At 49.9% G+C, this 21,555-nt stretch carries 18 protein-coding genes; 16 read left to right on the top strand and 2 right to left on the bottom strand.

Annotation, left to right across the window (positions count from 1 at the left end; all coding sequences use genetic code 11):
- Positions 1–43: 43 nt before the first annotated feature.
- The gene (locus tag VNQ80_RS12415; protein WP_325639027.1) at positions 44–982 is read left to right on the top strand and encodes a hypothetical protein; all 939 of its coding nucleotides are present in this window, start codon (positions 44–46) and stop codon (positions 980–982) included.
- Positions 951–2,702, top strand: coding sequence for a hypothetical protein (locus tag VNQ80_RS12410; protein WP_325639025.1), 1,752 nt, complete (start codon positions 951–953; stop codon positions 2,700–2,702). Before VNQ80_RS12415 ends, VNQ80_RS12410 begins: the two co-directional genes overlap by 32 nt.
- Here the strand turns inward: VNQ80_RS12410 and VNQ80_RS12405 are convergent.
- A complete protein-coding gene (locus tag VNQ80_RS12405; protein WP_325639023.1) occupies positions 2,686–3,051 on the bottom strand; it encodes a hypothetical protein in 366 nt (121 codons plus the stop codon). The genes VNQ80_RS12410 and VNQ80_RS12405 overlap by 17 nt on opposite strands.
- A 614-nt stretch (positions 3,052–3,665) precedes the next feature.
- Here VNQ80_RS12405 and VNQ80_RS12400 point away from each other — a divergent pair.
- From VNQ80_RS12400 to VNQ80_RS12335, 14 genes are all read left to right on the top strand, one after another.
- Positions 3,666–3,938: a hypothetical protein gene (locus VNQ80_RS12400; protein WP_325639021.1), complete on the top strand. Its 273-nt coding sequence runs from the start codon at positions 3,666–3,668 to the stop codon at positions 3,936–3,938.
- Between the two features lie 3 nt (positions 3,939–3,941).
- Complete coding sequence (locus tag VNQ80_RS12395) at positions 3,942–5,309, top strand: hypothetical protein (RefSeq protein WP_325639019.1); 1,368 nt, start codon at positions 3,942–3,944, stop codon at positions 5,307–5,309.
- An 11-nt stretch (positions 5,310–5,320) separates the two neighbouring features.
- The gene (locus tag VNQ80_RS12390; RefSeq protein WP_325639017.1) at positions 5,321–6,295 is read left to right on the top strand and encodes a DUF6712 family protein; all 975 of its coding nucleotides are present in this window, start codon (positions 5,321–5,323) and stop codon (positions 6,293–6,295) included.
- A complete protein-coding gene (locus tag VNQ80_RS12385) occupies positions 6,295–7,218 on the top strand; it encodes a hypothetical protein (RefSeq protein ID WP_325639015.1) in 924 nt (307 codons plus the stop codon). The genes VNQ80_RS12390 and VNQ80_RS12385 overlap by 1 nt, the downstream gene beginning before the upstream one ends.
- 35 nt (positions 7,219–7,253) lie before the next feature.
- A complete protein-coding gene (locus VNQ80_RS12380) occupies positions 7,254–7,652 on the top strand; it encodes a hypothetical protein (protein WP_325639013.1) in 399 nt (132 codons plus the stop codon).
- Between the two features lie 16 nt (positions 7,653–7,668).
- Positions 7,669–8,373 (top strand): hypothetical protein, encoded by a 705-nt coding sequence (locus VNQ80_RS12375; RefSeq protein ID WP_325639011.1) that lies wholly within the window; start codon positions 7,669–7,671, stop codon positions 8,371–8,373.
- Positions 8,373–8,684: a hypothetical protein gene (locus VNQ80_RS12370; RefSeq protein WP_325639009.1), complete on the top strand. Its 312-nt coding sequence runs from the start codon at positions 8,373–8,375 to the stop codon at positions 8,682–8,684. Before VNQ80_RS12375 ends, VNQ80_RS12370 begins: the two co-directional genes overlap by 1 nt.
- A 363-nt stretch (positions 8,685–9,047) precedes the next feature.
- Entirely contained in the window at positions 9,048–9,446 is a 399-nt protein-coding gene (locus VNQ80_RS12365; RefSeq protein WP_325639007.1) for a hypothetical protein, read from the top strand.
- Positions 9,439–13,689 (top strand): phage tail tape measure protein, encoded by a 4,251-nt coding sequence (locus VNQ80_RS12360; RefSeq protein WP_325639005.1) that lies wholly within the window; start codon positions 9,439–9,441, stop codon positions 13,687–13,689. The genes VNQ80_RS12365 and VNQ80_RS12360 overlap by 8 nt, the downstream gene beginning before the upstream one ends.
- A gap of 2 nt (positions 13,690–13,691) precedes the next feature.
- The gene (locus tag VNQ80_RS12355) at positions 13,692–15,608 is read left to right on the top strand and encodes a hypothetical protein (protein WP_325639003.1); all 1,917 of its coding nucleotides are present in this window, start codon (positions 13,692–13,694) and stop codon (positions 15,606–15,608) included.
- 61 nt (positions 15,609–15,669) lie between these two features.
- Complete coding sequence (locus tag VNQ80_RS12350; RefSeq protein WP_325639001.1) at positions 15,670–15,978, top strand: hypothetical protein; 309 nt, start codon at positions 15,670–15,672, stop codon at positions 15,976–15,978.
- Positions 15,975–16,661: a hypothetical protein gene (locus tag VNQ80_RS12345; RefSeq protein ID WP_325638999.1), complete on the top strand. Its 687-nt coding sequence runs from the start codon at positions 15,975–15,977 to the stop codon at positions 16,659–16,661. Before VNQ80_RS12350 ends, VNQ80_RS12345 begins: the two co-directional genes overlap by 4 nt.
- Positions 16,662–16,673: 12 nt before the next feature.
- Complete coding sequence (locus VNQ80_RS12340) at positions 16,674–17,723, top strand: hypothetical protein (RefSeq protein WP_325638997.1); 1,050 nt, start codon at positions 16,674–16,676, stop codon at positions 17,721–17,723.
- Between the two features lie 10 nt (positions 17,724–17,733).
- A complete protein-coding gene (locus VNQ80_RS12335; protein ID WP_325638995.1) occupies positions 17,734–20,220 on the top strand; it encodes a serine hydrolase in 2,487 nt (828 codons plus the stop codon).
- A gap of 3 nt (positions 20,221–20,223) precedes the next feature.
- On the opposite strand, the gene VNQ80_RS12330 is transcribed toward VNQ80_RS12335, so the two are convergent.
- Positions 20,224–21,471, bottom strand: coding sequence for a site-specific integrase (locus tag VNQ80_RS12330; RefSeq protein ID WP_325638993.1), 1,248 nt, complete (start codon positions 21,469–21,471; stop codon positions 20,224–20,226).
- Positions 21,472–21,555 lie beyond the last annotated feature (84 nt).

Here is a 21,555-nt window from a genome sequence, read left to right as displayed (position 1 = left end):
CCCCATACCTTAGCCACTATCCGCCCAAACGCGGATTTTGGCAATGTCAGACGTTACCCTACATCAAAACTTCGGCCTCGACGAAGAGCAGCTCGAAAAGCTAGAAAAGCTGGCCGCGCTCGGCTATGAGCCCGCCGATATCGCCCGGTACTTCAACCTGCCGGTCAAACCTTTCGAGCACATCGCCAACGACCCTACATCCCACATAAACTACCGGATTGAGGCCGGGAAATTCAAAGCCCTGGCCAACGAATCGCTCACCATCCTGTCAAAGGCCGAGCGTGGCGATATCGACGCATCAAAACGCCTGCAAGACATCCGGAAAAACCGTGGCTTCAAAATCAGCAAAACAGACATCTTCGGCACCACCGACCGGAAGTCACTCCAAGCCCTCGAAGACTGGATTCAGGGCGGCAGCAAATCAAACCTCCATACCGACGAAAAAATATACCTCGACGCGCTCACCCTCATAAACTCGATGGACCGCAAATACGGTCGCCGCAACACTGTCGATTTCTTTGTCAAAACATACGGCCTCAAACATGCCCGAGCCTCCGAGATGTACGACGAATCCGTCAACCTGTTCTACTCCGACCGAAACGTCGAAAAGAAAGCCCTGCGCATCAAGAAAGCCGAATTTCTCGAAGACCTGGCCCGAGCAGCATTCGACAATGCCGAATCCGCTAAGGATATCGAAGTAGCGGCCAACATTGAAATGAAAGCCGCCAAACTCCGCGGACTTGACCAGCCTGATCCTGAAAAATTACCTGCTGAAGCATTCCGAAAACCCGTCCGCGTATTCTCGCTGGATGCCCCCGATATCGGTTTGCCCGCTCCAAATAGAAACGTGATCGCCAAGCAGATCGACGCGCTCGAAATTCCTGAATCCGATAAAGCCCGGATACGAAAGGATGCCCGTTTAGAACCCATCATTTTAGATCAATACCTCGATGAGCTGGAGACCGAAAGTAAAGAAAAGTAGCCCTAACGTTACCGTCGCATTTGCCAACTGGTTGGCCCAGCTGGCAAATATGGTCATGACCAAAACACTTCTGCTGATCGCGGGCCGCGGCTCATCCAAAACCACTGAATTTCTGGTCGAACGGCTCATCGAAATGATTTACGACATGCCCGGCGCTCCGATATGCTGGGTGTCCGATACGTATTCCAACCTCCAGAAAAACGTCCTACCGATGGTCATGGAAGGCCTCGAACGAAAAGGGTTTAAAGAAGGGTTGCACTACGTCTTAGGTAAGCAACCGCCGGAATACACCGATGCCGAAAAGGAGGATCTTCCCGCCGATATCAAAACCCACTTCTGGAAGCCATACAACCGGCTGGCCTCATATAAACATACCATGATTTTCTTTAGTGGCTTAAACATCACCTTTGGCTCGCTAGATCGCCCTGCATCCCTCGCCGGTCGATCATACGTCCACGTTTTTGGCGATGAAGTGAAGTACTTCGCCGAGCACAAAATAGCCAACCTGTTAAAAGCAGTCAGAGGTTACTTCGTAAAATATGGCAATACCGTCTTTTACCGCGGCCAGACGTTCACAACTGACATGCCCAACACGAGCAACATCGGCGAATACGACTGGATCGTGCGCCAAGGGAAACGGATGAATAAAGACGCCATCATGCTCGTTGCCAATACAGCATTGATCCTCAATAATGCCCTGCAGGAATACATCGTCGCTGCCGAAAAGCCCAACAACACCGAAGAAACAATTAAGAAGCGCCGTACATACGAGCGTTGGCTAGAACGTTGGGAAATTGTGCGCCGTCAAAAGAACGCTGAAACACTATTCTTCATCGCATCATCTTATGTCAACTCCGATATCCTCACACCCGATTGGTTCAGCGACGCCTACGAAACCGACCTTGGAGATGCCAATACGGCTATCCTATCCATGAGACCATCCCTCGAATCGGGCGACCGCTTCTACGCTAACATCGGCGAACGGCATTTCTACACCGACGGGACCGACGCCAAATGGGATGAACGCTTCGGCATCCGGGATAAAGAAGATTGCCGAATCCTTAAATACCTCAATCCGGATCGTGCCCTCGATGCCGGCATGGACTTCGGCAACATGATGTCCATGACCATTGCCCAGCAAGGCCCCAAACACTACCGGTGCTTAAAATTCATCTACACCCTTTCGCCCGACTTCATACGCGAGCTGGCCGACGAATTCATCCGCTATTTCAAACCGCACCGGGAAAAAACCATCAACATCTACTACGACCGCGCTGGCAATAATTTTTCCGACGCAAAGCAAGACTACGCCAGCCAGCTAAAGGAAGCCATCGAAAAAGACCGCGAAGGCAAGCGCACTGGATGGAAAGCCCTACTCATTTCGAAAGGTCAAGGGAACATCGGCCAAAACGAAGAATACATCTTCATGCAAGAACTACTGTCAGGCCACAACAAGCGATTGCCCAAAGTGCTCATCGACTTCTACAACTGCAAACCACTCAAGGCATCCCTCGAGAACGCCCGGACCGAAAAGAACCGTAAAGGCCAGATAGTCAAAAACAAGAAATCCGAAAAGCTACCAATCCACCGGTTACCCCTGGAATCAACCAACCCGTCCGATTCCTTCAAATACCTCATGATGCGCAAAGAATGGCGCAAACTCATCCGGTCCACCGGCGACACCTACGTCGGCGACGTATCGGTTAGGACAATTGGTTAGCGTCCATATCAAGGCATAGGTCCAAGCATACAGTGTTAACTATACTGATTCCTTTTTGAAACGGTTTGTCCCAATTGAATTCACGAAGTGGCCGGAACATAGATCGGGGATAAACCTCTCCCACTTTCAATGAAATCTTATCGGTTTCCGATAAAAGGTGAATAATACGCACTTCAGACCCGGTCCAATCTGGGTGATGGCTTTCTAGAATGCCCTTTGCCTTTTGAAACCCGTTGTCTATCCACACCTCAGTGATACGAATTACATCACCTTCGAACCCCAGAGCTACCTGGTCAGCAGAAAGTTCTCCCTTGGAAAAGTTTACTGCGTTATTGCTTAATTTTTTCATACCTCAAATATCGGCATTTGCCGGCATCGTATTTTTGCAGGTTCATCAGCACCCGCTTGCCGGAAACAACCCATCACGCTTCGATGCTTGGGTTATAAATTTTAGCTAGTTTTACATACCTTAGTCGGGTAAACATTGATTATGAAGAGCGACCTAATTAATAAAGTCCATAAACTGAACTTCTCTAGGGTAGATAATAACGACGTTACCATAGTTGAGGGAATCGCCAATGAACACGATAGGGTAATCGTTGGATACTTTATTAACGGTGATTTCTACGAAAAATACGATGGGGTATTGGATAACGAATTAATCAGGCGAAGAATAAGTGAATTTAGACACGAACGAGATCGTGAAATTAGCGTAAAGAAACTTACAAGGTTTCTGTCTAATGGGGTATCATTTTTCGTATCTATATTAGTTTTAATGTTGTTGTGTCCAATTTTGCTGTTATCCATGGTGTTGTCATTAGTGGCTCCGAAACTGCATGAGCGGATTTCAAATTCAGATTTCATAAAAAGATTTACTTTTTAACTGATTGAAGCTGGCCCAGCATCCAAGTTTCACCTAAACCTGTCCTTTCCTAGAGAGGTGTCATCAGATACCTTCGTTGTATGGAACTCTACGCAGCCATACGCGAAATGCGCCAGTTGACAAAAATTGGCAAACCATTCAGTTTCTCATTCATGAGCTACGACCGTACCCGTCAACGGACTGACGGCATCGTAACCGTCAATAGCGCCCGGCTCCGCGCCCGTGGCCACGACCAATACAACCAACACGCCCAGCTGCAGGAAGAATACCTCGATTTGAACACCAACGAACCGCGCCGGTTCTGGCATTGCTGCCTCATGACCTTCAACGGCCAGCGCGTACACATACCATAGCCCATGAGCAACGTCAAAAAAATATCAAACAACTCCGCCGCCATCCACTTGGGTGGCGAAGTCTACACCGTGGCCGCCAATTACCAGGGCAACGACTGGCAGCGCACCGTCCTGTTCGACAACAAGCACAACTGGGAGCGCGACCCCACCTACGTCATGGGCAAAAAAATCGTACCCTACGGCACCAACAACGACCTGCCCGTCATCATCCGCAAGGTGATGGATGAAAACGCCCTGGCACCCGGCATAATCGAGCGCGAAATCGGCCTGCTATTCGGCAACGGCCCCGCATTGTACCGCCTCGAATTCTCCGAAGACGGCACCATCCAGCGCAAATACCTGCGCGACCTCGAAATAGAAAAGTGGCTCAAAAGCTGGAAATTCCACCGATTCCTCGACATGGCCATGGTCGAATACAAGCACCTCAAAGGATTCTTTGTCCGCCGGTTCCAGCGCCGTGGATGGCGCATCGGCGAAAAGCGATTCATAAAACAACTGGATGTCATCCCCGCTACCGATGCCCGCTTCGAATGGCCCGACACGCAGGACCAGCGCCTCGAAGACGTCCGAAACATCTTTGTCGGCGACTTCGAAAACAACTGCCTGCGCACCGGCATTACCACATACCCCGTCTACGATCACGACGAGCCATGGCGCCACACGGTAGCCCTAAGCTACCACAACAGCTACAGCTTCGCCCGCAATTTCTACAGCATCCCCGGGTATTACGGCGCACTCAAATGGATCATGCGGTCCAGCGAAATTCCCGAAATCATCCAGTACCTCACGGAAAACGGCATAGCCGCCGCCTTCCACATCCACAGCCCCGCGCTGTACTGGGAACGGAAACGCAAGCGACTGGAAGATATCTACGAAGACAAGCCCGCGACTTTCATCGACGAAAAACTCGACGAACTCAAAACAAAAATCTTCGACGATATCTCCGCCGCCCTGGCCGGTAAAAAGAACGCCGGCAAATTCATCGAAACCGTCGATTTCTACGACGACGAGCAAAACCTTTGCGAGTGGAAAATCGAACCGATCGACCAGAAGATAAAAGACTTCATCGAAGCCCAGATCAAGATTGGCGAAAAGGCAGACAGCGCCACCACATCCAGCATGGGTCTCCATCCGTCGTTATCCAACATCATTCTGCAAGGTCAGTTTTCCAGCGGCTCGCAGCTGCTCTATGCACTCAAAGCATACCTCGCTTCGGACGTCAACATCCCCGAAGAAGTCATCTTCGAGCCCATCAATCAAGCCATCGAAGTCAACTTCCCGGGTAAGGATTATAAACTCGGGTTCTACCGCGACATTGTCAAAACAGAAGCCGACACAAAGCCCGAAGATCGCATGCGTAACACCGTTTAAAAGCAATCACCATGATCATATCATCATCCATCGAATTACGTAATCTCACAGGCAGCTACTACACCAACAACGACTTTACCAAGGTCGCAACCGATGTCGAACTCGAAACCGAAGCGATCGTCCGTCTTGTTGGCCAAGCAATCTACGACCGTGCGAAGGCAATCTACACGCCCTCCACTGATGGTAAAGTACCAGGTACCATCGCTAACGATGCAACCGACACAAACAAAGCATTGCTCAAACACCTGCAACTACCGATCGCACTGGGCGCCGCTTTCAAATATTACCAAGCTAATCTCGTCAGCCACGACGACACCAGTCGCAAGGTCAAGATCGATAAAGGTAGCGAGTCAATGGCGTGGCAATGGATGATCGACAAAGATGACGAAGCGCATCTTCGTAAAACCCAGCGAGCCACCGACCGGCTAATCGCGTGGCTCGACAAAACAGACCTCGAAGAATGGGCCAACAGCGATGAAAAGAAAGCCGCCAAAAAGCTGTTCATCCCCAACACGGCCGCTTTTCAAGAACATTACCCGATCGACTTTTCCGGGCTGTTCTACCACACCGTACGGCCGTTCATTGCCGACGTACAGCGCAACGCCATCCGTCAGGCCCTCGGCGATGACTACCAGCCATTGCTCAACGACTTCATCGCCCAAAGTGTGCCGGAAGCCAAAGAACCCCTGCTCAGTCTCACCCAACAGGCCCTTGCTTTGCTCACAATGGCCAAGGCACTCAAACGCCTATCCATCCAAGTGTTGCCCCGCGGTGTTGTCCAGCAGTTCGAAGCCGAACGCCACACACAGAAAGGCGCTCAAATCCCACCATCAGAAGACCTGCGCAAGTACGCCCTCTACCTCGAACGCGACGCCGAAGACGCCCTCGACGATATCCGCAAATACCGATATGAAAACCAACCGGAATACAACCCGCAGGACTTAGCTCCACATAACGATCCTTGCAAAAAATACGCACGTACATAATGCACACCCTCGAAATCCCCGAAAAGAATAAAACCATCGCCCTTCCATCGTGCTGGGAAGAATGCACCCGAGAGCAAAGCGATTACATCTTGCAACGCGCCTTTGAAGTCGTGTCCGGAACGATTGATTTTGCAGCATTCCGCATTTACGTCTTCGCGCACCTCACAGGCTTCGAAATCACGCCCCAGTACCACGTCACCCGGCGACTAGCCCACGCCCAGCACGAAGAAATCACCGCTACCATCTACCGGCTCGCCGAGCAGCTATGCGCATGGCCATTCACCACCGCACCGGCCATAGACGACGAACCGCCACGAATGGAGCTCAACATCGACACCGTGAAAAATATGCTCACCAAAATATCAGCGGGCGGAAACAGCTTTTACGGTCCCGCCGATCTGTTGGGCGATCTCACCTTCGGAGAATTCCGAGCGGCCGTCCGCGAAATGGACGCCCACATTGCGGCCGCCAAAGATCCCGACACCGCATCCGAAGCCCTCGACGCGCTCAACCGATTCATGGCCGTGCTATACCGTCCCGGCCAGAACCACCGCCGTTCGGCCTTCGATGCAACTGAAACCGGCAAATACGCACTGCTCACCCGAGCGATTCCCCTATGGCAAAAACAAACGACACTGTTATGGTTTTCCTACTGCATCAAATACATCCAGTCCGAAGACATCATCATCGACGGCCAGACCATCAACCTAGCCGTATTATTCCCAAAATCCACCGCCGCTTCCGGCACCGCAAAGAAAGGAATCGGATGGGCCGGACTGCTCTTTGACGTAGCCAAAGAAGGCATATTCGGCGATGCAGAAAAAACCGACAAAGCCGGGCTCTTCGATATCCTGATCTACTTGTACAAAAACCACCTCGACAATAAAGAGATGGAACGTAAATTTAAAAACCGCAAAAAATGACGATCACCGAACTAAACGACAGCTTCACCGACATCGTGACCCACTTGAAAACCGAGGGCCACGACGTACAAGGCCATCTCGTTGTCGCCCACGATGGCCATGCCACCATCCAGCTCAAAGACAAGCAAGGCATCTGGCTGGTCGTCGTGATGCCCAGCACCACTTACAGCGGCCAACCCGATTCCTACCAGCCCCACGACACCATGATGTTATTCGTGCTCGAAAAAGACATCGACGACCAGGCCCGCGCCAGTGAGCTGCAACAATACCAGCGTCTGCAGGACGTACTTGCCGCCATCATCGACTACATTGGTGAACAGCAAGCCGAGGGATGCTCACCCTGGAACGACTTCGACCCGTCATCCATAGAAATAGACCCCGAATACCGCGAGTTTGGCGGCTTCAACGGCTGGTCTATGACATTGAGCTACTAATGCTTATATTTGTAGTATGAAGAATATATCAACCTTACTAACCACTTTATTTATCTCAAGTGTTTCGCTTGTTATTTGTATCAACTTTTGGTGGGTTAATTATCCAGAAATATTGGAGTATGGGCATAAAATTGGACAAATATCGACCGACTTCTTACTTGCATATTGTTCGGCTTACATTTTCTACTATTTAATAACAATTCGGCATAACAATTCGTGGAAAAATAATGTGGGGGGATCATTAAGGCAGATGACTGATAGTATGCTTGCGAATGGAATAATGATCCGACACTACTTCACTGAGGCTATGAATATTAAGGATATATCGGATTTCGAAGGGTGGTGCGCAGAACTTGGAAAAAACAGAAAAAAAATAAATTTTTCGAAGTTATCCGATTCGTATGATACAGAGGAAAAACGAATATTACATTATTCTGATTTAATGCTCCAGTGTGGTGAACGGCTTGATAAGTTAACAGAAAGCATCATTTATTTTCACAATTATTTGGACCCTGTGTTTTTAGGTAACTTGCTGAAAATAAGAAATAGTGATTTTAGACATATTATTAAGAATCGAGCACCAATTACAATACAGAATATCGAAATGCCATATTCTGACATGTTAACTGAGAACGAAGTCAAGAAGGTAGTCCAATATTTGACTTTAATAAAAATAGTAGGTGAACATGGAAAACGAACATTCAAAAAAAGTAAGCAATAATGAAACTACTCCGCAAATCCCGCTCACCAAAGGCAAAACCATCAACAGTGGGCAACTGGACCAAGCTGATGCTATTGGTCGACGACATGAAAAAGAAGGGCATGCTCCGCACCACTGACCAAGGCGCGTTCTATCTATTCCGCGAGTTAATCATCGGGCCTACCCCCGAAAACATCATCAAAAACCTATATACATACGCCCGAACCACCGCTCTTGTGAAAAAGGGACAACCGCTCTATATCCGTGATATAGAAGACAATTCCCTTATCGGCCAGTACGACGTTAAAAACGGTTACGTAGCAGTGTCCTGAATTTCACGTCCAACCCATAGAATAAGCCCGACATCCGGGCTTTTTTTGTGGCCATCCCCGTAAAAACACCTCAAAAAAGGCCGAAAACCGCCACAAAAACCTCGAAATAGGGCCTTATTTGTCCTGTTGTTTTTCGCTAAATTTTTGATTTTCAAATCTTAACAGGAGCTGACCAGAAATCACTTTCGCGCTCACAAACTCGATAGCCCGGCCCGCCCTGCCTTTTAGTTGCAATTGCAATCCGGTCGCATTTGGTGATATATGACTAAAAAAAATAGCATCTATACCACCCCCCATGCGCCGGTAGGCGTGTCCTTTCCACCCCCAGCACCCCACAATACCTTAGCTTGAAACATTCAGGCTATGTCCATAATCGAAAGGAAGTTCATCCAACACGTGCTCAAAGAAGAGGGTGCGCGCTTCTTGCGTAACCAGGGCCGTGAAATACGCAAGCAACTGGTCTTCCACACAAAACGACTGATCAACGAGAGAACATTCCAAGTCAACGAGAATGGCGGGATGTCGGCCACATTGGAAATCACTCACCCCAGTTATCAACGGTTTCTGGATATCCGTCGTGATACGGTTCGTAAACGCAAGGGTGCGGGCCGACGGAAAAGCCGGAAGGGTTACCGCATCCACAACCGATTCGTAATGGGTCATTATTATGCCATCGCTTTCCGTGTGCAAAATGATTTGACAGACGAAGTGCGGCTGAACATCAAACGGCAATGGCTGAAAGGAGGGGCTGGTAATGGCTAAGACGAAACTAAAACAGGAAGACCTTGTCCTTAACATCATCGTCAATGGGAATAAGGCACAGTCGGATATCGGCAAGGTGTCCCGCGCCTTGCGAGATGCAAAGAGTGCTGCCGCCGCTGCTGAAGATGAAATGAAGCTGCTAGAGAAACGTGGACTGACAAACACCAAACGATACAGGGAGCTAACCGCGGAGCTGGATAAACACAATAAAGAAATCGCCGAAAACAGAAAACAGCTCGATAGGCTCAATCAAAGCCTAAAGCTGGAAGACCAATCGATTGATACGTTAGAACGGTCGTTACGCAATCTGATCAAGCTACGGAAACAATCCGTACCCGATAGCGACGCATACAAGGCATACAGCCGAGAAATAGATGCGGTGACGGCTCGGCTTAATGATTTGCGCGCCCAAGGTCAGCGCACTGCCAGCGTGCTTACCCGGATGGGCAACGGTATCAAAAACTTTTTTAGTTCCGCATTGGGTGGACTTGCCACCATGACAGCTGTTATCACCGGTGTACGGAAAGCCACCGATGAGTTTTCACGATTCGATGACAAGATTGCGGACGTGATGAAGACGACGAATGCCGAGAAAGAAGCGGTTATGGGGCTCAACGCCGAGTTGGAGAAACTCGATACCCGTACATCGCAGGAAGATCTTCTTGGTTTAGGTCGGATTGGTGGCAAGCTCGGCATCACCGATATGGATGAGTTGCGCGGGTTCATTGATTCCACTAACCAGCTCGTGGTAGCCCTGAATGAAGATTTGGGTGGAAATGTGGAACAAACCGTCGCCGCCGTCGGCAAGTTGGTCGATATCTTCGGCGTTAGTGATACCTTCGGCATGGAGCAAGGCTTGCTAAAGGTCGGTTCCGCCATCAACGAGCTCGGTATGGCTTCAACGGCCAACGAAGGCTATATGGTCGAATTTGCCCGGCGCATGGCAGGCGTTGCACCGCTGGCGGGCATTACGGTTCAGCAGATACTTGGATTGGGAGCTACACTCGATCAGCTGGGCCAGACGTCAGAAGTGAGCTCCACCGCCCTGAGCAAATTATTCCTCAAGCTATCCAGCGATGCCGCGTCGTTTGCCAAGTACGCAGGCATGGAGGTAAACGCCTTTAAAGATTTATTGGAAAAAGATTTCATGGCCGCATTCACGGCCGTGCTCCACGGGGTGAAGGACAATGCCAATGGTATCAACGAACTGGCCGCGACACTGGGTGATCTAGGTTTGGACGGTGGGCGCGTCATCGGCGTACTCGGCTCTTTGGCCAATAACACCGGTATTCTGACCAATCAGATCAATTTGGCCAACGATGCGTTTGCCCGTGGCACATCGCTTACCGAAGAATACAACATCAAGAATGCTACCGCCGCGGCGGAACTGGATAAGGCACGGAAAGAAGTCACCAAGTTCTGGCGCGAGCTCGGCGAAAAGTTATGGCCGGTCATCACTTCCGGAAACAACCTATTGGTCATTTTCCTACAAACGCTTATTACACTCATATCTTTCACAACAAAATATTGGAAGGTCATCGCTCCGTTGACCGTTGCCCTCGTTAGCTATTATGCAACAGTCCAATTGGTAGCCAAATGGGAGGCGATTACCACTGCTTTGATGGCAGCTAAACGTACGGTACTAATTACGCTCAACGGATTGTATGCATTGCTTACGGGTAACCTAGCCCGTGCTGCTGCCGCCCAGCGCTTGCTAAATATACAAGTAGCCCTCAACCCTTATGCGGCCGCAGCCGCCTTGGTACTGGGGCTCGCCACAGCGTTGGTTACGTTCAGTAAGCGGCTCAACGAAGCCGAATTCGCCCAGAAGGCATTGAACGAAGCCGAGAAAGAGGCAGAACGGATTAGCCATTCCCAAAAGTCTGAAATAGAGCGTCTGACCAAGTTACTGCGTGACGAGACCCGAACGCGAGACGAAAAGCTGATCGCTGTTAAGAACCTGCGGGACATTATGCCCGGCGTGCTAGATCAGTACACAGACGAACAGATATTGGCAGGTAAAGCCACGAAAGCAATTGAAGCGCAAACGAAGGCAATCATCCTTCAAGCAAAGATTCGAGCCCGGCAGGATAAAATACAGGAGCTGGAAAAGCAACGAATGGATGCCGGTGATCTTGGCTTCTTCGACATGATGCGCGTAGGTGCTGCAGGATTGTTCGGCACAAGGAATGCGGCGACAACCGCTGCGAAAATAACCGTGACAGCCATTCATAACATTGACAACGCGATAAACGAACTAACAGAAGGCATTCTAGATGCACAAGGCGAACTAAACAAGCTGTATTCATCCAATCCAGAAATAAAGGAATTTGAAGGTGGCACTGTGACACCTGGCTTAAACGACGCGGATGCAGCCAAAGCCCGTGCCGCCGCCAACCGCGCGCGTTTAGCCGAGCTGGAAGAGGCAAAAAAGGCATATCAGTCTCAATTAGAAGTCGAAGGCCTGTTCCGGAAAGATCGTCGTGAGATGACAACGGCGGAACTGGAAAAACTGTTAACCATTGAGAACACCTATCAGGAGAAAACTGACGAAATAAACCGAAAATACCAGCATTCAGCCAGTAATACCACGAAGGTAGCCGAAACCGAATTGCTCAAGCGTGAATTAGCTGAAAAGAAGTATAGAGACAAGCTGCTAGACCCACGTGATCCTAAGTATGTACAGGAACAGGAGCAACACGAAGAGCGCCTCAAGTTGGCAGGCGTTTACGGTAAAAAACGTGAAGAACTGACTGCAGAGCAGTTGAAGGCATTGGAGCGTCTCGAGGCGATACATGCAGCCAACATCGGCAAGATAGATGCCGAAGCCATAAAAAAAGGCGTCGAAGATCGACAGAAGGCCTATCAAGACGAGCTTACGGACCTACGAATCCGCAACAACGAAGAGCTGTCCAGCGTTCGCACACTGGAACAGGCGAAACAAAAACTTTCTTCCGCGCTCAGTCAAGAAGCACTCCGCCAAATCAAAACGCTCAACCAGGCAAAACGAATTCTTCAAAGCCAATATCAGCAGGAAGAGGCGAACCTTACCCGGAAGCACCTCGAAGAGCTTAGAGCGTTGATGCAATCCGTATTGGATTCCGGCGAATGGGATGGCATCGACCTTGCCGATAAAATCCTTTCCCCGGAAGAGAAAGCCATACTCGAAGAATACCTTCGCAAGGTCCGTGAGCAGCTGGCAAAGCTCCGCAACCCAGATCAGACCGACATCGCTGAAGATAAGGCCACCAAAGTAGACGTGCTCGGCATGAGCGTATCTGATTGGGAAATGTTATTTGCCAACCTCGAGGCCGGGAAGCTCGGCGTTCAGGATATGGCGAATGCCCTTTTGGCCATGAACCAGATATGGGCGCAATACAACGCGTTTGTTGCTGCCGGGGAAAAGCGAAAACTACAGGAGTTCGAAGACGCCAACAACCGTAAAAAAGAATCGCTCAAAAAGCGACTGGAAGCCGAAACGATTAGTCAAGAAGCATACAACCGGGAAATCGAAAAACTGGACAAGAATCTAGCGAAGAAACGGGCGCGAATGGAATACGATCAAGCCAAACGCGAACGGAACATCGCCATATCCAACGCTATTGCCAATACGGCGGTTGCTGTGACAAAAGTACTTGCTCAAGGCGGCATTGCAGGGATCGTATTGGCCGGCATTGTTAGTTTTATGGGTGCGCTACAACTGGCGACTATTCTCAAACAGCCCCTGCCTTCGTTGTCCGGATACGCCGATGGCGGCTTCTTAGTAGAAAGGGAGCAGGACCGCAGAAAGTTCAACGCGACCTATGATCCAACGCGGCGCGGCTACGTTCATGGCCCCACGGTCATTACAGGCGAAGATGGCTCCGAATTCGTCGCTAGCAAGCAAGCTGTAGATAATCCATCCGTAAAGCCTGTTCTTGACGTGATAGACACGGCCCAACGCAACGGCACCATTTCTACATTGAACTTGGAAAATATTATGGGGCAGACTATTTCCAGACGATTGGATGGCTTCGCCAGGGGCGGCTATATGGACCGTATTAGTCGCCGGGTTGCTCCACCAAAAAAGGCTACTAACGAGTCGAAGTTAGAAGACTTACTCACCGAAAACGTGGATGCCGTTCGGAAATTAAACAAGAATCTCGAAAAGCCAATCACAGCAAACGTTTCGCTTTTGGGCAAAAGTGGCTTCTACGAGAAAGATGCGGAATATAGAGAGATTCAAAACAGTGCAAATCTATAACCATGCTCGAAATATTTATATCCAACCAAAAGGTAGACTTGTCTATCGATATCCAAATAGCACTCACTATCGAGAACCCGTTCATGCTGCAAGACCGGGTGCCCACGCCGTATAGCCTCACCTTCGAGTTGCCGGCCACGGCGCGAAATCTCAAAACATTCAACTTCCCCAACCGTATAGCGTCTCACAAGAGCAACGCCACCGTTACTCGGTCGTGCCGCATCCTTTTCCAGTCCGTCACCATCGCCACCGGCATCGTCACCATCACTAACTTCGAGCAAACCATCAAAGCAGCTTTCAAAGGCGCCGATCTGACTGAAACCATGCGATCCTACATCTACGAAATGCCGATGGAGTTCTATGAATTTGACACGCCAGACTGGACCGATATCGACTTCGACGACCCGCACAACTACGCCGGCCGGTACCGGCAGATGGCCATCGATGCCGCTAACGGTCTCGACCCGCGCATGGTCGTAGCACCGGTAAAGGTAGAGACAGACAACATGCCACTGCAGTTCAGCTACCAACGCCAGGTGCGCGGTGAGTTTGTAACCTCACTACGATATCCCCAACGGATGATGGACACCGAATACATCAACTATTACAATCCGGAAGAAGAAGAATTTGCCCTACGATCAGACACGCCAGCCGTGCGCGGCGAACCTTATGCTATTGTTCATGCTCCGATATTTCCCTTCACGCGCGTCCACTACATCTTATCATCCATATTCGGTTCGGCATTAGCCTCCAACATATTCGACGCCCCTGAGCTGGAAGACCTCGTCGTGCCATCCACCTACTTCCAAAACTGGAAAAACAACGCCAGCGCCCGCGTACAATTTAACGGCCCGGGCGGGATGATGTTCCTAAACAAACCGCCGTTCGGTTCCAGCCCAATATTTCCACCTGGTTACCCGACTGATCCTTTCTTCCGGCTCAACGATTTCCTGCCTGCCTATCCCGGCCCCGATCTACTCAAAGAGCTGCTCAAACTCTTTTGCGCATCCATGGTCATCAAAAACGGTCGTTTCGATATCAGGTTGAACAAAGACATCATCGCGGAACCCGTCGCCACGAAGTGGGATGAAAAACTTATCGGCAAGCCAACGATATCGACCGAAAAAAAACACATATACAAGTACGGCTACGAAGGTGAAGACCCGTACATACCCGAAAACGACGCGGTTTCCGTCACTTCTCTCCGGGCGATGTTTACCGACGCCGACGCACAGGTACTTGATCCGGGCGACCAAGTAACGCGCGTATATAATGTAACATCGCTTGGCGCCTACTACGAATGCATCATCGAACAGTTGGAGCCAGCGCCGTCGCCCAAGCCGAACAAATACATGACGTTTAAACTACTGGATGGTGGCTATGGCAAGGCGCCCGACACCACACAAGACACATTCGATGCCGTAGCATCTTTAAAGCCTTTGCCACTCGTTCCTAAACAATACTGGGTAACCGCCGAGAACGCCGTAGATATCCCGCCCGAGCTATATTGGTGGGCCGTGCCGTATTACCAGGGCGATAGGGGCGCGAGGCCCGAAGGGGCCAACATCATGTTCCATCGGGGTATGACAGACGTATTGAGCGATTTTGTTAGTCACCAGTATCCACTACTATCGCCGTATCGGGTCACACCATCAAATTACCCCGTCGGGGATTTATCGTTGAAATGGACGGGTGACGATGGATTGCTTGCCAACTTCCACGCAGGGTTCAAGAACTGGATTGAGCGCGACCGCGCCCGTGTATCCGGCAGCTTTCTGCTCACGCCGCTCGACCTGCACAATCTCGACATCACTTCAAAGGTACATCTGCAAGGCCGCAATTTTTACATCGAGCGCATCCAGGTAAACATCCGGGCCAATCGCATCGATCCCGCTCATATAGACCTTGTGGAGGCGTAAACCCCCTTGTCCTTTCGTTCGCGCCCACCCACTCGGATATTAGCGGCAGACTAAAAGGCCCATGAAAGAATTTGTATTGCAGAATTTAGACAAGTTCAAAAAATACCCGATACCCTTCATCGCGCTGGTATTTATCGGCATGTATATCCATGAGGCGTCAGAGAACCGCGAAGATTACCGCAACTGCCAGTCGGAGCTGAAACGTAAGGATGTCGAATTGTCCGCGGCGCACGAACAGGTAAGGCAGACCAATGAGCAGCTGCTCGATTACGCGTTCCAGATACGCATGTATCGCGAAGGTCGCGGCGAGTCCGATTCAACCATCAAAAAAGAAACGCAATCGAACGTCAAGAAAATATTGAAACAATGAAAACATTCATCATTGCCGCCGTCATGGTAGCCATGACTGTAGCACTATTCATCGTCAGCAGGGCCTACTTAACGGAGCTTCGCGAAAACGAAACGCTATCCGATGCATTTACCGCCCAGGTAGAGAAAAACGCGAACCAGCCGCTCGAAATCATCAAAACGATTACCGATACCGTTTATAAGCAGTCGGCCGCTACGGTAGCACCCATAGAAACCACCGACCTATCGTTGTATGTGTCGCGTGGATATGCGGATACGTTACGCCAAGCGCTGAATATCGCCGTCAATAAGATCACGCGTCTCGAACGGTTCACCATTACATTGCAAGATTCCATCGCCGGCATACTATCAACTGATGCAAACGGTACCCAGTGGGCTACGATGGCCGACAACACATTCAACATCCGGTACAACCGTACGTCCAACATGTTCTATCCGCAAGTATCGCTTAATCTTGATGTCATTGCGCACGAACAAAAGCCAGGGCTATTCAAGCGGCGGCAAGTACTCTCCACCATCGTGGCTAACGACCCGCGCATACAGATTAGCAACGTCCGACAGGTAAATAAAATCACGCTACCTAGCCGTTTCGGCATCGACCTCTTCGGCGGTGCCGTGATGACACCCTACGGCCTTACCTACGGCGTAGGTGCCGGATTTGGATACCGCATTAAAGAATTTTAATCGACCGAGACGATGACCATCTCCCAACAGCCACATGCGTTGAACCTATCCGGCAATGTGCCCGACTTCATCCTCGAAGATGTGGCTGTTTCCGTTACGTTCAAGCTATACCAGGGAAGCACGTTGATGTTGGATGAACTCTATTACCCCGATGTTGACGGCGGAGTTCGTGTAAAAGTTGCCGACCTCATACATCAATTGCTATACGCCAAGGTGCCCGACTATTCGCAGACCATCTTCCACCAGCAGCATGCTTATGGCGAGTTCACCGTCAACATAGACGACGAAGACCCTATCGTGTTCACCGTCGTTAAGGGATTTCTCCAACGTGCCGATTTTGATGTCGAGCAATTTTTTCGGTTCAACTGGCTCACCACGCAGCCCACCAGTAAGGCCGTCAAGTTCCACGACCCCGAGTGGCTTACCTGCTATCCAATCGAAGCCATAGACGTTCGCATCCGTGCCACGTTTTCAGACGCAACTACCCAGACCATTACCTACGCCACGCTCGAGGCTGGTAAAGTTCAATCCATCAACCTCAATCCCGGCATGATCATCGGCCAGTTCAGTGCCGAGCCTATTAAGTGGGAAGTGTATACCGAAGCCAATGGCCAGTCCCGGCAATACGTACAGACCTACCGCTACGGTGAGGTTTGCGACCAATACGACGATCTCTTTGTTTTTGAGAACCGTCTCGGCGGGATTGATACCATCCGTTTTACCGGCACCATGCGATCAGTTGCCGGCACTTCAACGGCAAACGCCCGATTCGACGAATACACGACTGACTATTTCTCGGAACCGATCGGAACGCTACAAAAAAACACCGGCGCACTGGCCACTCGTTCGCAGCTTAACCACGCCCTCGATTTCTTCCGGGCAATCCGCAAACACCATTTGTACCTCGGATACATCACCGGCATATACTTCAGCGAATCACCCGCACCAGAATATATCCAACGCGAATTGAACAGTTATACATTTTCATTCGGATACAGTGACTTTAAAGTAGCCTATCCCGAAATCGCTATACCCCCGCAATTATTAGAATTACCCGAATAATTATATCGCCATGTTACAACCACAATTCAATAAATACCCGAAACCGACTGATTGGAATAGCTTGATTCTTTTGACCCAGCAAGCATTTGAAAATGGGTTTCGAGGCACCACGGTCAAAGAACTGATAAACTTTATCGTCGAGTTTCTGCCAGAAAGACTTGCACAGTTTCAGATCGTAGACATTGCGCCTGGTGATTCACCTGTGGCGGCGGATGATGTGACAAGAACTTACCAGCCGACGGACAGTGGTACATATACCAATTTTTTGGATAATAACAGCGATCCATTGGAAGTAGATTTGACCGATGGTTTTGTGACGATTACGGGTAACACGCAGAGTGGTTTTAAAACGGTGATAAGTCCTATTGACTTGGCTGGGTATGCTACGAAGGAAGACGTGGTCGGAATTCAAGATCAACTAATCCCGTTGGTTCAGACCATAGGCGCCGATTCGCCGGATGGCGGCACTCCTTTGTCGCCAAACTACACGAGGATAATGCTTACACCGGTCGATAACGACGGCACAATAAAGAAGGTATCTTTCAATTATTCATCCGGCAGCACCAACACCTTATCGATTAAGATTTTCAACAAAACGTCTGTCGGTACCCCCGGCCCTGGAGCAACATTCGAGCAGGATGGAGATGATACCCATATCACGCCTGTTTCTGGATTGAACAGCCATGAAGTCAGCATCGCTGTGCAAGAAGGCCAGTATATTGGCTTCTTCTGCTATAGTGGAATCACCTCCACGGAAGCAAGTGGATTGTTTGGCAGCCCGCAGGCCACCGGTAGTCTCGACGAAGTGACGCTTCAATTCGTATATAGTGATCGGGATATTCAGATCCGGTTTGACCTTTTTGACGAAACCACAACCAGATTGGACGTTATCGAGCAGGAGCTGGCAGATATTGTTCCCGGATCGATAGCGGTGGTGCCGGACGTACCACAATTACCAGCACCTGTATACGGAAGAAGCGCGATTATCCCTGTATTCAACAAAGGAGCGGCGTGGAGCGATGGAAAAGTGTGGCGGTGGTACCGTGATAACCAGCCAGTAGAATTCAGCTGGAACCACGTGCTTGGCCTTGCACAGCAGGACGGTTGGAAGGCGGTCTTCGGGGTTGACAACCCATACAGGGTGATAGCGGCGGATTCTGATGTGCAGACGATAGAAGACGGGCTAGACACATTTCCTGATGCGGCGTATGAAACGGCAGCTCCTGGGTTGGTTACATTCATCAATGACGGGCCATTGTCTGCCGAATTCACGGGAACGGAAAAGCTGCTATCGGCATCAGTTTCATCGAGGAACGCGCCTTTATATATTGTGGCGGTTTACAGCTACGATGAGGCATTGACCGGTTCGGAGGCATCGTTCCTATTTGACGGCAGGACAGCCAACGAACGCGCTGCCATTCATGCGACAAATGGAAATCTACGTGTATTCAGCGCGTCGGATACAATAGTGGCGCCACTTGATAATCTACCGCACATAACGGGATTTGAAATGAACGGATCCGTGTCGGGACGGATATACCATGATTCGGTCTTTGCCGATACGCACCTTTCAAAGACCGAATTCACGTTCGGTAGGTTCGGAGCGGACTATCAGGGTTCGCGGGGATGGAAAGGAAAGCTGGCGGTGCTCCTTGTTTATGAAGGCGCTATCACCGCCGATAAAATACACAGGATGAACCGCGTGCTGTCGGATTATTATGGCGTTGCGCGTGGCGCTCGGACGATATCGGCGGACGCCTATTCCACAATGAGGCTCTCCGATAAATCGGTTTCAGGCCACAACGGCAGCACGGTCTACAACATCGCGTCGATTACCAAACTGATGACTCTCACTGTGGCATCGGGATACATCGCGGATTACGCTGGTCAAGTAACGGTTCAGGAATCCGATGTGACCAGCCCGGGAATCGATGACTTTGTGCAGGAGGGTGACGTGGTCACCTTCGGGGATCTATTTGCCTCTGCACTGATCGTCAGCGATAATAACGCGCCGATAGCCATCGCGCGTGAGATAGGTTACATTATCAACCCGTCGGCTACGGACGACGATGTAGCCAAAGAAGCTTTCATCTCAGCGATGAATGATAAGGCCACCGCCCTAGGCATGGATAATACTGCGTACACTCTCCCATGGACAAATGGAATGTCGACGGCAAATGACCAACTGCATTTGCTCGCACATATCCAGGCAATCATCCCTTCAATAACTTCTAGGTGGGGACTTATAGATTACGAAATGGTGGTGACGGGCGCCAATGCAAGGACATACATGATTAATAATGCCGTTGGGCCTAATACCCGTGGCCTGCTGCCGGAATTTCTTGGCGGTAAGACAGGAACTGTTGACAATAGGGGGTCTTTTGCGTTCGTATGGTCATCTGAATCGGGTATGAACGCGACGGTGGTTTTAAGATCCAACCCATCTACCGAAAGATATATTGATTCTCGCCTGATTACAGACTCATATCTCGGATAAAGCTTACCCTATTTTCCTTACTCTCCCCCTACCGGACACATCCTCAAATCCTTCCTCCAACTTCATCACCTGGGTGAGATTATAATCATCATCCAGGTGAGCATAACGTTCCGTGGTCGTCAACTTCGAATGACCCATTATCCGCTTCAACCCCTCAATATTGCCGACCGTCGTCATATACAGAAACCCGAACGTATGCCGACCGACGTGGCTCGTTAGATTCTTACGTATTTCCGCCTTCGCCGCCAGTTCTTTCAACGTCCGGTTATACTCCTGTTCAGTAGGCAACTCAAAAAAAGTTTGCCTAGCCTCTTTAATCAAAGATTTTGCAATTGAGTTCAACGGTATCTTCACGGCCTTGGGCTTCCGTTCCCGATTCTTATGTTGGGTAAACACCAGCATGTTATCAGTAACCAACCATTCCGCGTTAGCCCGGTACAGATCGCTTACCCGCAAGCTCGTAAAGCAAGTAAACAAAAACGCACGAAGAACCTGTGTTTGGGTGCCTGTCAGATTGCCCGCTCGAAGCAATATCATCAACCGCTTTATTTCGTCACGATTGCAATAAACAGTTAACGAATCTACCTTTTGGTTTGAGAAATTGATGGCTTTAGGATTCACGGATATCGTTGCTTCTTGGTCTGCAAGCCGTAGGTATGCTTTCAAGTCCTTTATCCGCGTCCATATCGAGCTCATCCGTAAGCCGGTCTTTTTTAAATGCTGCCGAAACCGTTTCATCCACGCCTCGTCAATCTCATCAAACCGTATCAATTCCTGAAACTCGATCAATGCCTTTATCGTACATTTGGTGTTCTTCCACGTTTGCTTTTGGATTTCGCCTTGCGCATACCGTTCATTATTCCGTTCCTGCATAAACTTCGCCAGCGATACCCTACTGTCGTTGTATTTGAGTTCACGCCGGAACGATTTCAAGTCGAGCACACGATTGGCCAGCCGGAACATTTTGGCAACTTCATTGTATTGCCCCCTCCTATCCATGATGATCATGTTATAATCATTTGCGTCCGGGTCGCTTCGATGTCGGGGCAACAGCAACCCGGCATCGCGGTCCACCCTATCGGCCGGCCACCGTAGAGACAAGGGGAACCGGCCCTGCTCATAGCGCCTGTCCACCGCGATATACACCTCGATGTACAGCGAAACGTAGCCATCCTTTTTTGAGATTGCATGCTTGTTAAAAAACAAGCGCGTCGAGAAATTGAACATTTGGGAATCAACAACGTCAAACATGCCAGCAAAAAGTTAGATAAAAGTTAGATTAACTTATTGCCGAGACAGTTACTCCGACGTGTGTAGAAAGGTGCTGTACGGTAT

The sequence above is a fragment of the Parapedobacter sp. genome (genome assembly GCF_035556095.1).
GTDB lineage: Bacteria > Bacteroidota > Bacteroidia > Sphingobacteriales > Sphingobacteriaceae > Parapedobacter.
This window is presented reverse-complemented; position numbering and strand designations above follow the sequence as displayed.

What these genes read in the sequence shown, in the direction of transcription:
- VNQ80_RS12415 (WP_325639027.1), top strand. Translation starts at nt 44, where the DNA reads ATGTCAGACGTTACCCTACATCAAAACTTCGGCCTCGACGAAGAGCAG.
- VNQ80_RS12410 (WP_325639025.1), top strand. Translation starts at nt 951, where the DNA reads ATGAGCTGGAGACCGAAAGTAAAGAAAAGTAGCCCTAACGTTACCGTC.
- VNQ80_RS12405 (WP_325639023.1), bottom strand. Translation starts at nt 3,051, where the DNA reads ATGAAAAAATTAAGCAATAACGCAGTAAACTTTTCCAAGGGAGAACTT.
- VNQ80_RS12400 (WP_325639021.1), top strand. Translation starts at nt 3,666, where the DNA reads ATGGAACTCTACGCAGCCATACGCGAAATGCGCCAGTTGACAAAAATT.
- VNQ80_RS12395 (WP_325639019.1), top strand. Translation starts at nt 3,942, where the DNA reads ATGAGCAACGTCAAAAAAATATCAAACAACTCCGCCGCCATCCACTTG.
- VNQ80_RS12390 (WP_325639017.1), top strand. Translation starts at nt 5,321, where the DNA reads ATGATCATATCATCATCCATCGAATTACGTAATCTCACAGGCAGCTAC.
- VNQ80_RS12385 (WP_325639015.1), top strand. Translation starts at nt 6,295, where the DNA reads ATGCACACCCTCGAAATCCCCGAAAAGAATAAAACCATCGCCCTTCCA.
- VNQ80_RS12375 (WP_325639011.1), top strand. Translation starts at nt 7,669, where the DNA reads ATGAAGAATATATCAACCTTACTAACCACTTTATTTATCTCAAGTGTT.
- VNQ80_RS12370 (WP_325639009.1), top strand. Translation starts at nt 8,373, where the DNA reads ATGAAACTACTCCGCAAATCCCGCTCACCAAAGGCAAAACCATCAACA.
- VNQ80_RS12365 (WP_325639007.1), top strand. Translation starts at nt 9,048, where the DNA reads ATGTCCATAATCGAAAGGAAGTTCATCCAACACGTGCTCAAAGAAGAG.
- VNQ80_RS12360 (WP_325639005.1), top strand. Translation starts at nt 9,439, where the DNA reads ATGGCTAAGACGAAACTAAAACAGGAAGACCTTGTCCTTAACATCATC.
- VNQ80_RS12355 (WP_325639003.1), top strand. Translation starts at nt 13,692, where the DNA reads ATGCTCGAAATATTTATATCCAACCAAAAGGTAGACTTGTCTATCGAT.
- VNQ80_RS12350 (WP_325639001.1), top strand. Translation starts at nt 15,670, where the DNA reads ATGAAAGAATTTGTATTGCAGAATTTAGACAAGTTCAAAAAATACCCG.
- VNQ80_RS12345 (WP_325638999.1), top strand. Translation starts at nt 15,975, where the DNA reads ATGAAAACATTCATCATTGCCGCCGTCATGGTAGCCATGACTGTAGCA.
- VNQ80_RS12340 (WP_325638997.1), top strand. Translation starts at nt 16,674, where the DNA reads ATGACCATCTCCCAACAGCCACATGCGTTGAACCTATCCGGCAATGTG.
- VNQ80_RS12335 (WP_325638995.1), top strand. Translation starts at nt 17,734, where the DNA reads ATGTTACAACCACAATTCAATAAATACCCGAAACCGACTGATTGGAAT.
- VNQ80_RS12330 (WP_325638993.1), bottom strand. Translation starts at nt 21,471, where the DNA reads ATGTTTGACGTTGTTGATTCCCAAATGTTCAATTTCTCGACGCGCTTG.